This is a genomic window from Bacillus sp. AF62, assembly GCF_050312695.1.
In the GTDB taxonomy this organism is placed as follows: Bacteria; Bacillota; Bacilli; order Bacillales; family Bacillaceae_G; genus Bacillus_A; species Bacillus_A cereus.
Window position 1 is genome coordinate 21,622 of the sequence record NZ_JBNPJZ010000080.1, and the last position, 12,231, is coordinate 33,852.

Below are 12,231 nucleotides of genomic sequence, written 5' to 3' on the forward strand. Positions count from 1 at the left end.
CCTCCTTATTAGAAACCTAAATTTGCAAGCCTTTGATCAGCTGTTGTGAATTTCAAAACCTTTGAGTCACCTAACAAACGACTAACTGTTTTAGCATCATATTTCTTAAAAAGTTGTTTTCCAGTAAAGTTTGTAGTGGTAAATGTACTCATTCCTTGCCTAGCGTTTGATACTGCATATAAAAGACGTTGAATGAAATCAGATGCCTGTCTATTTGAATCCGTTGAACCACTTTCTGCCCCAAGATCATCTAATACTACAAAATCAGCTTGTCCAATTAATTGAACGAAATATTGAAGTGTATATTTACTGCTCTTATCATCAAAAGAATCCATAATCATTCTTGTTATTGCTTCTAATTCAACGTACAAGCAACTTTTCATAAGATGATAATTTTCTTCTTTTTGACTGATATCCCAAAAATATTGATTTAATTCATGAAGCATGCTGTATGCTAGGAAACTTTTTGCTGTCCCTTGATTTCCTGTAAATACAACTTTTCTAATTTCTCCGTTCTTTAAGTCCTCCAAGGTTTCTTCTACAGCTTTCTTGTGACTAATCGTTTCATCACACCCGGTTCTGTAATCAGATAATCTTGAAAGAGGAATTTTCTTATTTGTAATAACACTAGCCTTTTCCAGCATGTTGAATTTCTGTAAACGGCTAATCTTCTTATAATGAGCGTTAGCTTGTTCCTCCAAAACCTTATTGTTTTGCTCAACTACACATCTTGGGCAAACAGGTTTCCCTTGATAAATAATCATTTGAACTGGCTTAACGATGGTTTGTCCACCTATTTCATAAGAGTGATTCATACATTGATCAGAATGGTAATTCACCTTCGATTCCAGGGATTCTGCCAGTTTTTTCATTGGCGTTGCCATTTCTATTCGCTCCTTTTTTACCTTTGTTTTTAAACTCTATTTCTGCTGCATTAACATCAGCTAAAGTACGAATGTTTTTGTTAACCCACTGTTTTAAAATCCCTTCAGCATAATTCCATTTCTTCTGCTGTTTCAAAGCACGCTCCATAGCCGCCTGTACAAGTTCTTCGCTCGTATCGTTTACCCATTGCGAAATACTTTCGGCTATGAATGAATTTAAAATACCGAAGTTATTTTCGTAGAAAGAGAAGATATTACTACTACTTACATTCTCTGTAGTACTCTTTGTAGTAATCTCTGTATTTGTCTTTACTTTAAAGTCAGGAGCTTCATTACTTTCATGTGAAGAGGTACCTGATTTTGAAGTAACTACCCTCTTTACTTCAAAGTCAACAGGGTCTTCTTCGACTTGTTGATACATACTTGATATGCTTTTTATTTCACTTACTTTAGGCTCAACGAACATTACATTATTTAAAGTGATTTCATTTACAATAATTGTTCTAAATTCGATTACGATTAAGTTCATATCCACTAATAAGTCACAAGCTCGTTTAACTTGTAGTTTTGAAAATCCAAATGTTTCTGCTAATTGCTGATAGCTCTTTTGTAACTTATCTGATTTAAATTTTTTCTTATAAGTAACCTTGCCAGTATATTCATCTCGAATAACTGTAGGACGATACCAATAGACGATTTCACTCAATACCATAATTGCTACAATGTGAGGCTTACCATTACTAAAAGTGATGTAATTAAACCATTCATGATCCACTACATTACCTTTGAAATTTAATCCACCAATTTCAGTTACTACGTTTGCCATAAATATTTACCCCCTAATACAAACTGCCACATATGCTTGTCCACTTTTGATTATTCGTTGAATTTCATAATGCGGATAACCAACTTTGAAATACTGTTCAATCATTTCCTTTAATTCGTCCTTGCTCTCTGCTAAGTTCCAGAATTTATTAGGTAATAGCACTTGATATTCAGTTAAACGCATGTACTATTTCCCTACTTTCCGTGATATACTTATAACAAGTTGTTTTTCTTAACGGACCCACTGCCATGGGTCTTTTTATTTTGTTTTACATCACTCCAAGCCCATTGTTTTATTGGCTCGTAAGTGATGTAAAGCAACCATGAACCACATGCAATTAACATTGCGAATATAACTAACGATGTTGTATCTTCCACTAAATCACCTCCTCATTTATCAAACGGTAATTTTGTTGAAAATCCAAGACTTAATTTTAACTAGCATTTACTCCGACCTTTTGTGCTTCCACCCATTTAAGAAAATCTTCAGCTTTAACACGTTTGCTTTTTCCTATTACAATTAACGGAAAATCTTCTCTCTTCATAAGTGCATATGCGGCTGATCGAGAAATGTTTAGAAATTCCTGTATATCCTCTGCTTTTAGTGCAAATGGAAGTTGTTTTATTTGGTACATGTTTTATAGCTCCTTTTCATTTTTTATATAAGTCATAATACAATTGAACTTTCCGAAATTAAGTTTGAGTTTCTTGAACTAGAACACCTGAAAAAAGGCTATATATATCTTCTTCTAATATTTGTGCTATTTGCATTGCATCATCTAATGCTGGAGTTGCGTAACCAGTTTCCCAATTACTTATTACCGTTTTCTGTTTATTTATCAAAGCTCCTAGTTGTTCCTGGGTAAAATTTTTACGCTTACGAGCTTTAATTAAATTATGTCGTTTCTTTCCCATGATGACACCTCCTAAAATCCAACTTTCTTGAACTTGTTATACTCATTATATATCCAATATTTTTGTACTGTCAATAATAATATCTGAGTTTTTTGGATTTTTAAACAAAATTTTAAAAAACTAATGCAAAACTTTTATAAACCAAGTACAATTTAGTTGTACTTTTAAATTCAAAATACAGTGTTCAGTTTTGGATATAATATATATATGGGGTGAGTTTGTGACTATTTTAGGGCAGAGGATAAAACTTTCTAGAAAACAACGTGGATTAACACAAGATGCATTAGCATTAAAAATAAAAGAAAAGATGGATACGGAAACTAAAGTAACAAAGACTACAATTTCTAACTATGAAACAGGCTATAGTTCGCCATCTAATGAAACTTTAGTTATCATTTCAGATGTATTAAATGTATCTGTTGATTATTTATTAGGCCGATCTGATGATCCAGAATTAAATGCGGTTCAGTTCACTGAAATAAGAAAAGAATTTAATGAGCTAATTGACATGTTAGAAAAAATGCCAAAAGAAAAACAAGATATGTTATTAGATATGATGAAGGCTGCTGTAGGCCATAACAAAAAATGATTGTTAGCAATTAGGCTAACAATCATTTTTTTCTTTTCTAACTATATTTTTAATACTTTCTACCAATTTTTTTTCATTATCATCTGTAGTTAATACTTCTAATTTTAACATTTCCCATAATGTGTTCTCTAGTACATTTTCCATCATTGCTTCCTTCCCCCATCATCCTTAATTATTCAAAAATATTAAAATAAAAAAATGAATAACCCCTTAAACGTACAAAATGCCATCGCATCCTAAGATGCAATGGCATTTTAATTTATTTATTATCCTAAAGTACCTGGATCCATTTTCATTAGCTGTACTTCTTTTACTTTTCCTGTTGCTTGATTATCTTTAGTTGATACCGAACTAATCGATAACACTGATAATGTGAGCGTACACGCAATAACTACACTAGCGATTATTTTTTTCATCCTCACTGTCCCTCACTTTAAGATATCAAAAATTTTTATGTAGAATAAGTTTCCATCCTTTAAGAACCGATGATATGCCTTTCTTCTCAATCCCTCATCATTCGTTGCAATCGATAAATAAAAATCTTGAATTGCTGTTCGATTACTGATTTGATTTAAAATTTTGCAAGCTTCACTATTCTTATTTTGTCGAATACACTGTAACGCAATTTCAGCGTCATCATGTATATATTCTAATTTTACAGGAATGTTATGGATAATACAACAAAAAGCAGTTGTATTTTCCACTAATTTTCTTTTAAGTAATGATTTGTTATTCTTTAACTTCCTTAATTCTGAAAGTGAAAGCTCAAAAAAATGCAATGCTTTATCAGGCTCACAGAAAATATAACTTTCAGCGAATATACTAAGTGCTGTAGCTTTCAATAAACGAGGAATTTCTTGTTTTTCTAGTACTTTCTGCAATGATTCTCTAGCCATTTTCACTTCATCTTGCATTAAATATGCATATGCACAGATTATATTTAATTCCGATTCGTTTAATGTCTTCTCCAATCCCCTCGGCATTTCATTAATTTTTTCTTGTATCATTCCTTGGAGAACTGTCAAAACATTATATGCACCTAAATCGAAATATCCATATATAATTAAAGTGTTTATAAGTATGTTCACACCGGTTTTGTTTAAATTCACCTGTGTGCGTAAACTTTCTATTTCTTTAAGAAATGCTCCTGATCTCAGTGAATGAGTTTGTCTATCTAAACAAACACGGAATATATCCCTGTAATTATTAGTTACTGATTGTTTGTATTCTTTCTCAACAAGACCGTGAAGCAATTCTGTGTAGCCGGAAAGATATAAATAATACATTGCAATTCTTATATCTGCTTCTTTATCTGTATGCTTTAAGAATTCTTGAACTACTTCCATTTTTTCCTCTTCAGAATTGAGTCCACTTAATATTTTAACTAACTTTGCAAAAGTCATAGGCACTTTTCCATTCAGTGTCTTCCACAAATTTGACTGCGATAAATTTGTTATTCTTGAAAGCTTTACTGAATTTAACTCATCACCTGAAACAATATCGCCTAAACTAGCTACTTTATTCATAATGAAGCCTCCTTTGAACGCGAGACACCTTCCCTGAATTTTCTCAATAGAAAAACTATACCATCTAAGTTTTTTTAGATTTAATATGTTATACTTGTGCTGACTCATGGCAAGTGTTTTCCCTACCTTATTAGGGGAACAGCATAAGAGTGGCTGCACACTACTTTTGCTGCGCTATGGGTCTTTTTTGTTCTTAATTTTTATCTTTAAAATCAGTTTATCACAAGATTAAGAATCTTCATTCCGTTTATAGTCAAATCATGTTGAGAAATTTTTTTCAAAAAGTCCATTTTTTCACTAAGAATATTTTACCACCAAAAGAACACTTGTTCTAGTTTAATTTTGATTTCTAACCAAATAATTAAGCTAACATACCATTTAAGCCAAATTATTTGGTATATATAGTTTAAAAATAATGCCTTATTTATAATAAAGACATGAATACATTTGGAGAAAATTTAAAAAAGTTTAGAAATACTCGTTCTTTAACGCAAGCTGAATTAGGCGATAAAGTTCAATTAAGTCGTAGTCAGATTAGTAATCTGGAAACCAACTTCAATGAGCCTGATTTAGATTCGTTAGATCGTATCGCGTCATTCTTTGATATCTCTGTTGATACACTAATGGGGCGAAAGTTCACGACCAGTGAAAAGAATTTAGAAAATGTTCTCGATGAAATTCAAACGGTTTTCGCAGGCCTGGATGAATCCCAACGAGAACAGTTCTGTAAACAACTCAAGTTTTACACGCAATTTTTAAACGAGAAAAAAGAATTGTTATGAGTCGATTGTAGTAGAAAACATTTCCAATCGCAACGGTAAAAATTAACAAATTTTTATCAACAAAAAAAGAGAGCACTTAGCTCTCTTTTTTATATTCCTGTGCCTGGATCTTTTATGTATCCTCCACCTGCCCCAGGATCATACATACCCATTCCGCCACCTGGATCTTTCCAATCCCCTCCACACGAATTTGGGTCATACTTCAATTGATTTCCACCTAAACCGCCTGGATCAAAGTTATCTCTTTTCATTTTCTTAAACCTCCCGGTTCTTTTCGCCATCCACCACCTGGATCAGTTGTATATCCCCCGCCTGGTCCTGGATCAAAAATCCCCATTCCTGTCCCCGGATCGTATAACTTCCATCCTGTACCAGGTTCCTGTGATTCTTTAGAGTGTAATAACATATTACCATCCTCCTGGATCAGTATTATTTTTTAAACCTTTACTACTTGGCACGTTCATTCTATGTCCACCTGGTTCTATTTTTAATCCTGCGCCCCCATTCCCTGGATCAAATAACGGACTTCCACCTGCTCCTCCTGGGTCTTTTATGTAGCAGTTCATACTCTCACTCTCCCCTTTCTTTTTATACGCCTGTCCCCAGATCAGAAATTACTTTCCATCCTATTCTTGGGTCTTCGTTGTATTTCCAGCCACCACTGCCTGGATCGTTATGCCAACCTACACCTGGATCAGCTACTTTGTGACCACCAGGGTCCTTTGTGAATTCCTCCATATTTCCCCCTCCTTTATTTAATATACAAATATTGTAGCTCACTTCTTTTATATCTGTAAATTAAAGAAAAAAGAGCTATGTAAATATAGCTCTTTTCAATCAAATCCTTTTAAACGGTTACTAAGTTTTTTCTTTCATTTACCTCAAAATTAAATCTACTTTTTATCATTTTATTAATTTGTGCTGTTGAGTTAGAAAAGCCTAAATGTGCCTTTATGAAAGAAAATTCATAGTCATTTAACAATTCGATAAATGCAGTATTAACAAAAGATGAATTTAATGCTGTTACTCCTTTGAATGATACTACTACTTTCTCATTTTGTTTAAAACTATGTCTAATTAAATCTTGAATGATTTGTCCGTCGTCATTTGAATAGCAACGTTCTACATGATCTAAAACATTAATTATTCCCATTCTCCGAAGTCCTCCTCATCTGATATTATATTTTCTATATTATCGGCCTTTAATTTCATTTGAATTAAAGTACCTGGATAATATGATGGTGATACATTATATTCTACATCAATGTCAGTGTTTCCTGTTTTACAAGTTAGTATACCATGATTAGAGTGGATATACACTTCGCCACCAAGGTCCTTAACAACATTATCAACTAATGTAGCTAAACCAACCCCTCTGTTTCTTGGAGTACTTTTTGTAGAAAATCCCGCTGTAATCGCCATATTTAAAGCTTCTCCATCATCCATTGAAGGGTATTCCTTTTGTATATTATGTGGAATACCAACACCGAAGTCAGAAATAGTGATATGTACTGTATTTTCGTCATCTTTATTTGGGTAGTGTTGCGCGAAAATACACCCTGTATTTTCTTGCGCATGATCCCTAATATTATTGAAAATTTCTTCCATGGAAACCGTTATATTTTTAACAGATTCAACAGTTACATCTAATCTATTTGCAAGCCAAAAAGCAAACCTACCGCGTAAGAATTGATAACTGTTGGCGTATGAAACCAAGTTTAACGGGATGGTTGTGGGTCTCAAACCAGCTTCTTCTCTTAATTTCTCTCCAAAGTATTGCTCAAAAAATAGAGAATCATCCAAATACCTAACGGCATCCCTTCCATCTATCCTTCTTGGCAATATTTTATCGCATGTAACACCATTTTTATTTAACCACTCAAATAAATTTCCTAGTATAGTTACACCAGCAGGCTCAATAAAATTTAGTTGTCGGAAATTAAATGTAATTTCTTTAGCTTTAGGTTTTAAATCCTCATCAATTACCGCTTCTAACAATTCATACATTGTACTGCGATTAAAGCGTCGTGGAACCATTACTTCCATACTTCGTAACCCACCTATCTTCTATATCTTATACATAGCAATATGTATTTTATGTCTTTCTCTATTATAGCTTTTTTGTCGAATATTGGAACAAATAAATGAAACAAATTGCTTAATAAACATCAAATTATACCTTTTACAAAAAATACGCTAACATGCTATCATTCTTATACCACTACCACATACCACAGCTTGTATCTAGAAAACGATTATGACGAGGTGAAAATCATGGCATACTTTCGTAAACGTGGTGAGAAGTGGTCTTTTACTATGGATGTTGGCAAAGACCCGCTCACAGGTAAACGAAAACAAATCACTAAAGGTGGTTTTAAAACAAAGAAAGCTGCTCAAGAAGAAGTAGCAAGAGTAACAAATGATTTAGCAAATGGGGATTACGAGAATAGTGATATTCGCTTTTCTCAGCTCGTAGAAATCTGGATGCAAGAGAAAGAATCATCATGTAGACCATCAACATTGTATCAATACAAACGCATTCTACGCTCACGTGTTATGCCTGAATTTGGTGAAAAGAGATTATCAGGTATAAAACCATTGACTGTTCATAATTTTCACCAGAAGCTACTTAAAGAAGGTCTAACTACGAAATACATTTCATCTGTTGATGTTATGTTAAAACAAATCCTCGATAAAGGCGTAGAACTAGAAATGATTAACTCTAATCCTGCTAAGAAAGCTAAACGGCCTAAAGTTAAAAAGAAGTCGCAAGCTAGTTGGACAGTTGAACAAGCCATGAAGTTTATGGAGTATGCAAAAATACAAGGAAGCTATTATATTGCATTTGTTTTAGCGTTGCATACAGGCATGCGAATCGGAGAAGTATTAGCTTTACAGTGGGATGATATTAATTTCAAAAACAAGACTATTCATGTACAAAGAACATTAACGCTTGTTGATGGAAAGTATGAATTAGGTGAGACAAAAACTGAAGCATCTAATCGTATAATCCCGATGACAGAAGAATTATTGGGAGAGTTGTTAGAATATCAAAGTCATAAGAAGGAGAATTCTTCCGACTTATTAATTTGCACAAGAAATAAAAAAATCGTGCATCCATATACGATACGCTACCAAATGAAAGCTTTGTGCAAAGCAATTGACGTACCGTATATTAGATTCCACGATATCCGAAGAACGTTTACAACTATTTTAATCGATTCTGGCGCAAATGCAAAGGTTGTTTCAAAATTGCTTGGTCATACAAATGTTTCTACAACTTTAAATATTTATACTGATGTTTATGAAGAGCGTCAAATTGAAGTAACTGAAATGCTAGGAAATGTATTAAAAAGTGGTCGAAGTGGTCAAAATGTGGTCATCGTTGAAAATGAAGAGGATTAAAACCCGTATAACAAGTGGTATAATGCGTTTATAGTGTAAGTTTTTTTTTACACTATAATGAAGTCATCATAGTAAATAATATATAGAGTATCACGTTTTTCAAAAAGATGCTACATCGAAAGGAGAGATTACCATAAAAGCTGGTGGTATTGTTGTTGAATATAACCCTTTTCATAACGGTCATCTTTATCATGTGCAAGAGACAAAAAAGTTAACACAATCCGATATAATAATTGCCGTTATGAGTGGTCCTTTTTTACAGCGTGGTGAGCCCGCACTCATTTCCAAATGGTATCGCACTAAAATGGCCTTAGCAAACGGCGTAGACCTTGTTGTAGAGCTTCCATACGTCTTTGCAACACAAAAGGCTGAAACCTTCGCAAATGGTGCTATTTCCATTTTAAATGCCCTACGTGTTTCTGAAATTTGTTTCGGTAGTGAGGATGGACAAATCGAAAATTTTTATAATACCATCTCCGTACAAAAAAACGAAGAAGAGACTTTTAACTGCCTTGTAAAACAATTCATGGACGCTGGAAATAGTTATGCAAAAGCAACATCGGATGCTTTCTCACACATTTTAACATCCGAAAAAAACATAGATATGTCACAACCAAATAATATTTTAGGCTTCCAATATATTAAAGCAATTCTGTCACAAAATAGCTCTATACAAGCTCAAACTATAAAAAGATTCGCCTCTCATTATCATGATGAAACATTTAATGACCAACATATTGCAAGCGCGACAAGCATTCGGAAACAACTCTTTAGCGAAGAAGGATCATTTACAACAATTGAACCTTTTCTCCCACAGGCAACCACTTCGCTTTTAGCAAATTACAAACAAAACTACGGGATATTACATAATTGGGAACAATACTTTTCATTTTTTAAATATAAACTCATGACGATGTCTTCAGGAGACTTACGACATATATATGAAATAGAAGAAGGTTTAGAGCATCGTATTTTATCAAAAATACAAAACAGTTCCTCCTTCTATTCATTCATGGAAGCATTAAAAACAAAACGCTATACATGGACTAGACTACAAAGAGCTTGTACACACATTTTAACAAACATAACAAAAGAGGAAATACGTAGCGCAAATATAGAACAACATGCACCATATATCCGCCTGCTAGGCATGTCACAAAAAGGACAAACTTATCTTTCAAAAAACAAGAAAAAAATCGAACTTCCAATCCTTACTCATACAAAAACATTTGACCATGCTGCTTTAGATATAGAGAAAAAAGCAAACTCTGTATATTTCTCCATCATGCACGAACCGTTACGCACGCAACTATTAAAACAGGATATAACACACCATCCTATTCGCTATGATGAAACAACTACAAAATTCCTATAAAAAACCTCTCTATTTCAGAGAGGCTTTTTCCTTATCCATCTTTTCTAAATATGTTAACGCATCATCCAGCGTATCCACTGGTACAATTTTCATTTTTGTTTTAATGTCCTTTGCAGTCTCAAGTGCATCTTTATAGTTCGATTTCTCCGCTCCTTTTTCATTTGGCGCAAAGAACACCTCAGCCCCAGCATCGCTAGCAGCCACCACTTTTTGATTTATACCACCAATCGGGCCAACTTCTCCTTTTTCATTAATTGTACCTGTTCCAGCTATTTCATGTCCTTTTGTTAAGTCTTCTTCCACAAGTTGATTATATATTTCTAATGTGAACATTAAACCTGCGGATGGTCCACCAATTTCATGAGAATTAATTTTCACTTTCGGATCGACCACTAATTCTCTTTCCGTAACGATAGAAACACCTATACCGACACGTCCATTCCCATTAGGAATCGTCTTTACATTTAAATTTTCTTTCAATTGTTTTCCATTTCTCATGTACTCAATACTTACAGCATCGCTTTCTTTTTTCCCAGTCATATATTCAATAAATTGCTCCGTCTTTTCAAATGTTTTTCCATCAACAGCTATAATAACATCACCAAGCTTAAGCTTTCCTTCTGACGGCATTCCTTTTGCCACACCAGCAACTAATACACCTTTATTTTCAAAAGAAACGGAGCGATTTGCACGTTTATATGCATTATAAATTGCTGCATTTTGTGAATCTTTCATCGCATAATTTTGGCGAAATTGATATTCTTCATTACTCTCACCTTTTTGCAATATTTCTTCCGCTTTTGAAATATGTGTATATTTATTAAACTGTGCCGCTATTAAATTCACCACATTTGCGGGTCCCATTGAAACCGTAACAAGCATAAAATCACCAGATTCTTTCGTTCCACCCTCAACTTGAACGTAAGGCTCTAATTTGGCAGCCATTCCTGGTTTTGTTACATAATACGGTAAACGCACGTAAACAAGTAACATCGCCAATATAACCCCTATTAAGATTGCATATATAAACCGAAAACGCTTAAACATTATGTTTCTCCTTCCACTGCTCAATTAATAAATAAATATTTGAAACATGTTTTTCCGCTTCTACTTCTCCAACTCGAATAATGTCTTCAATGTTTGTAAAAGCACGTGAACTAAATTGCTCTACAGCTGGTCGCATCATTAAATCCGATGCAATTTGCCGATTCATTACAAGCTCATGCTGCATAATTTCTATACTTTGCATGATTACGTCATAAATGGACGTAACATCGCCATTCACCTTAATTGGAGACACATCCACAGCGATAACAATATCGGCCCCTAATTCTTTCACAACCGATACTGGGATACGATCAATAACCCCACCATCCACTAATAATCGTCCATCTATTTTTTCTGGTACAAACACTCCAGGAACAGATATGCTAGCCCTCACCGCATCTGCAACTGGTCCACTTGTAAAAACCACTTTTTCCCCCTTCAATATGTCAGTAGCCACAACAGCCGTCGGGATATCTAACTCTTCTAAATTTTTATTATATGTAAACATTTTAATCATATCTTTGACACGTTTTCCAGCAATAAATCCCATTTTCGGTACCGTGAAATCTAAATAATACTTCCGCTTGAAAACAGATGCCAATTTATACAATCTTTCAACGTTACTACTTGCCGCATAAAACGTACCTATTAGCGCCCCCATACTACTTCCTGCAATCATATGAATAGGGATACCAGCTTCCCTTAAAACCTTTATTACACCAATATGAGCAAACCCTTTCGCTCCTCCAGACCCAAGTGCTAAACCAATCTTTGGTTCTTTCATTTTTCTCACCCTTTAATTTTTTTCATTCCTTTTTCATACTTATGGTCTAAATTCACTACGTATCCACGTATACTGAAATGAACGTTTTTTGGGACAAAG

21 protein-coding genes are annotated in these 12,231 nt (G+C 34.0%); 4 read left to right on the forward strand and 17 right to left on the reverse strand.

The window, feature by feature from the left end:
• Nucleotides 1-8: 8 nt before the first annotated feature.
• Genes ACQRBL_RS19410 through ACQRBL_RS19435 form a run of 6 tightly spaced genes read right to left on the reverse strand, consistent with a single transcriptional unit; the run spans nucleotide 9 to nucleotide 2,624 of the window.
• Nucleotides 9-884 carry an ATP-binding protein gene (locus tag ACQRBL_RS19410; protein ID WP_052364204.1) on the reverse strand — a complete coding sequence of 292 codons (876 nt, stop codon included), beginning with the start codon at nucleotides 882-884 and terminating at the stop codon, nucleotides 9-11.
• Nucleotides 823-1,710 carry a DnaD domain-containing protein gene (locus tag ACQRBL_RS19415; protein ID WP_023522903.1) on the reverse strand — a complete coding sequence of 296 codons (888 nt, stop codon included), beginning with the start codon at nucleotides 1,708-1,710 and terminating at the stop codon, nucleotides 823-825. The genes ACQRBL_RS19410 and ACQRBL_RS19415 overlap by 62 nt, the downstream gene beginning before the upstream one ends.
• A gap of 6 nt (nucleotides 1,711-1,716) precedes the next feature.
• Nucleotides 1,717-1,893, reverse strand: a complete 177-nt coding sequence (locus ACQRBL_RS19420; protein WP_023522904.1) for a hypothetical protein — start codon at nucleotides 1,891-1,893, stop codon at nucleotides 1,717-1,719.
• A 29-nt stretch (nucleotides 1,894-1,922) separates the two neighbouring features.
• Entirely contained in the window at nucleotides 1,923-2,087 is a 165-nt protein-coding gene (locus ACQRBL_RS19425; protein ID WP_023522905.1) for a hypothetical protein, read from the reverse strand.
• Between the two features lie 56 nt (nucleotides 2,088-2,143).
• Complete coding sequence (locus tag ACQRBL_RS19430; protein ID WP_023522906.1) at nucleotides 2,144-2,344, reverse strand: helix-turn-helix domain-containing protein; 201 nt, start codon at nucleotides 2,342-2,344, stop codon at nucleotides 2,144-2,146.
• 58 nt (nucleotides 2,345-2,402) lie between these two features.
• Nucleotides 2,403-2,624 (reverse strand): helix-turn-helix transcriptional regulator, encoded by a 222-nt coding sequence (locus ACQRBL_RS19435; RefSeq protein ID WP_411996189.1) that lies wholly within the window; start codon nucleotides 2,622-2,624, stop codon nucleotides 2,403-2,405.
• 220 nt (nucleotides 2,625-2,844) lie between these two features.
• On the opposite strand from ACQRBL_RS19435, the gene ACQRBL_RS19440 reads away from it, so the two are divergent.
• Nucleotides 2,845-3,213, forward strand: coding sequence for a helix-turn-helix domain-containing protein (locus tag ACQRBL_RS19440; protein WP_023522908.1), 369 nt, complete (start codon nucleotides 2,845-2,847; stop codon nucleotides 3,211-3,213).
• Between the two features lie 15 nt (nucleotides 3,214-3,228).
• Here the strand turns inward: ACQRBL_RS19440 and ACQRBL_RS19445 are convergent, their stop codons facing one another.
• The 3 genes from ACQRBL_RS19445 to ACQRBL_RS19455 all read right to left on the reverse strand — a co-directional run bounded on the left by ACQRBL_RS19445 (nucleotide 3,229) and on the right by ACQRBL_RS19455 (nucleotide 4,739).
• Nucleotides 3,229-3,360 (reverse strand): hypothetical protein, encoded by a 132-nt coding sequence (locus tag ACQRBL_RS19445; RefSeq protein ID WP_255300911.1) that lies wholly within the window; start codon nucleotides 3,358-3,360, stop codon nucleotides 3,229-3,231.
• A gap of 119 nt (nucleotides 3,361-3,479) precedes the next feature.
• On the reverse strand, nucleotides 3,480-3,629 hold the full coding sequence (locus tag ACQRBL_RS19450; RefSeq protein ID WP_023522910.1) for a hypothetical protein: 150 nt from the start codon (nucleotides 3,627-3,629) through the stop codon (nucleotides 3,480-3,482).
• Between the two features lie 12 nt (nucleotides 3,630-3,641).
• Nucleotides 3,642-4,739, reverse strand: coding sequence for an AimR family lysis-lysogeny pheromone receptor (locus ACQRBL_RS19455; protein WP_411996190.1), 1,098 nt, complete (start codon nucleotides 4,737-4,739; stop codon nucleotides 3,642-3,644).
• A 437-nt stretch (nucleotides 4,740-5,176) separates the two neighbouring features.
• Between ACQRBL_RS19455 and ACQRBL_RS19460 the strand changes: the two genes are divergently transcribed.
• Nucleotides 5,177-5,521: a helix-turn-helix domain-containing protein gene (locus ACQRBL_RS19460; protein ID WP_023522912.1), complete on the forward strand. Its 345-nt coding sequence runs from the start codon at nucleotides 5,177-5,179 to the stop codon at nucleotides 5,519-5,521.
• Between the two features lie 89 nt (nucleotides 5,522-5,610).
• Here ACQRBL_RS19460 and ACQRBL_RS19465 read toward each other — a convergent pair whose 3' ends face one another.
• From ACQRBL_RS19465 to ACQRBL_RS19490, 6 genes are all read right to left on the reverse strand, one after another.
• The gene (locus tag ACQRBL_RS19465; RefSeq protein ID WP_411996191.1) at nucleotides 5,611-5,772 is read right to left on the reverse strand and encodes a hypothetical protein; all 162 of its coding nucleotides are present in this window, start codon (nucleotides 5,770-5,772) and stop codon (nucleotides 5,611-5,613) included.
• Nucleotides 5,769-5,927, reverse strand: coding sequence for a hypothetical protein (locus ACQRBL_RS19470; protein ID WP_000924328.1), 159 nt, complete (start codon nucleotides 5,925-5,927; stop codon nucleotides 5,769-5,771). The genes ACQRBL_RS19465 and ACQRBL_RS19470 overlap by 4 nt, the downstream gene beginning before the upstream one ends.
• 1 nt (nucleotide 5,928) lies before the next feature.
• Nucleotides 5,929-6,087: a hypothetical protein gene (locus tag ACQRBL_RS19475; protein ID WP_023522914.1), complete on the reverse strand. Its 159-nt coding sequence runs from the start codon at nucleotides 6,085-6,087 to the stop codon at nucleotides 5,929-5,931.
• Between the two features lie 22 nt (nucleotides 6,088-6,109).
• Nucleotides 6,110-6,259 (reverse strand): hypothetical protein, encoded by a 150-nt coding sequence (locus ACQRBL_RS19480; RefSeq protein WP_179860829.1) that lies wholly within the window; start codon nucleotides 6,257-6,259, stop codon nucleotides 6,110-6,112.
• Nucleotides 6,260-6,368: 109 nt separating this feature from the next.
• Nucleotides 6,369-6,674 carry an STAS-like domain-containing protein gene (locus ACQRBL_RS19485; protein ID WP_000511407.1) on the reverse strand — a complete coding sequence of 102 codons (306 nt, stop codon included), beginning with the start codon at nucleotides 6,672-6,674 and terminating at the stop codon, nucleotides 6,369-6,371.
• A complete protein-coding gene (locus ACQRBL_RS19490; RefSeq protein ID WP_023522916.1) occupies nucleotides 6,665-7,567 on the reverse strand; it encodes an ATP-binding protein in 903 nt (300 codons plus the stop codon). The genes ACQRBL_RS19485 and ACQRBL_RS19490 overlap by 10 nt, the downstream gene beginning before the upstream one ends.
• A gap of 228 nt (nucleotides 7,568-7,795) precedes the next feature.
• On the opposite strand from ACQRBL_RS19490, the gene ACQRBL_RS19495 reads away from it, so the two are divergent.
• Complete coding sequence (locus ACQRBL_RS19495) at nucleotides 7,796-8,926, forward strand: tyrosine-type recombinase/integrase (RefSeq protein ID WP_411996192.1); 1,131 nt, start codon at nucleotides 7,796-7,798, stop codon at nucleotides 8,924-8,926.
• A 193-nt stretch (nucleotides 8,927-9,119) separates the two neighbouring features.
• On the forward strand, nucleotides 9,120-10,301 hold the full coding sequence (locus tag ACQRBL_RS19500) for a nucleotidyltransferase (protein WP_003271282.1): 1,182 nt from the start codon (nucleotides 9,120-9,122) through the stop codon (nucleotides 10,299-10,301).
• Between the two features lie 9 nt (nucleotides 10,302-10,310).
• On the opposite strand, the gene ACQRBL_RS19505 is transcribed toward ACQRBL_RS19500, so the two are convergent.
• Together ACQRBL_RS19505 and ACQRBL_RS19510 are read right to left on the reverse strand one after the other, a co-directional pair.
• A complete protein-coding gene (locus ACQRBL_RS19505; RefSeq protein ID WP_000476314.1) occupies nucleotides 10,311-11,348 on the reverse strand; it encodes a SepM family pheromone-processing serine protease in 1,038 nt (345 codons plus the stop codon).
• Complete coding sequence (locus ACQRBL_RS19510; protein ID WP_000662590.1) at nucleotides 11,341-12,132, reverse strand: patatin-like phospholipase family protein; 792 nt, start codon at nucleotides 12,130-12,132, stop codon at nucleotides 11,341-11,343. Before ACQRBL_RS19510 ends, ACQRBL_RS19505 begins: the two co-directional genes overlap by 8 nt.
• Nucleotides 12,133-12,231: the final 99 nt, after the last annotated feature.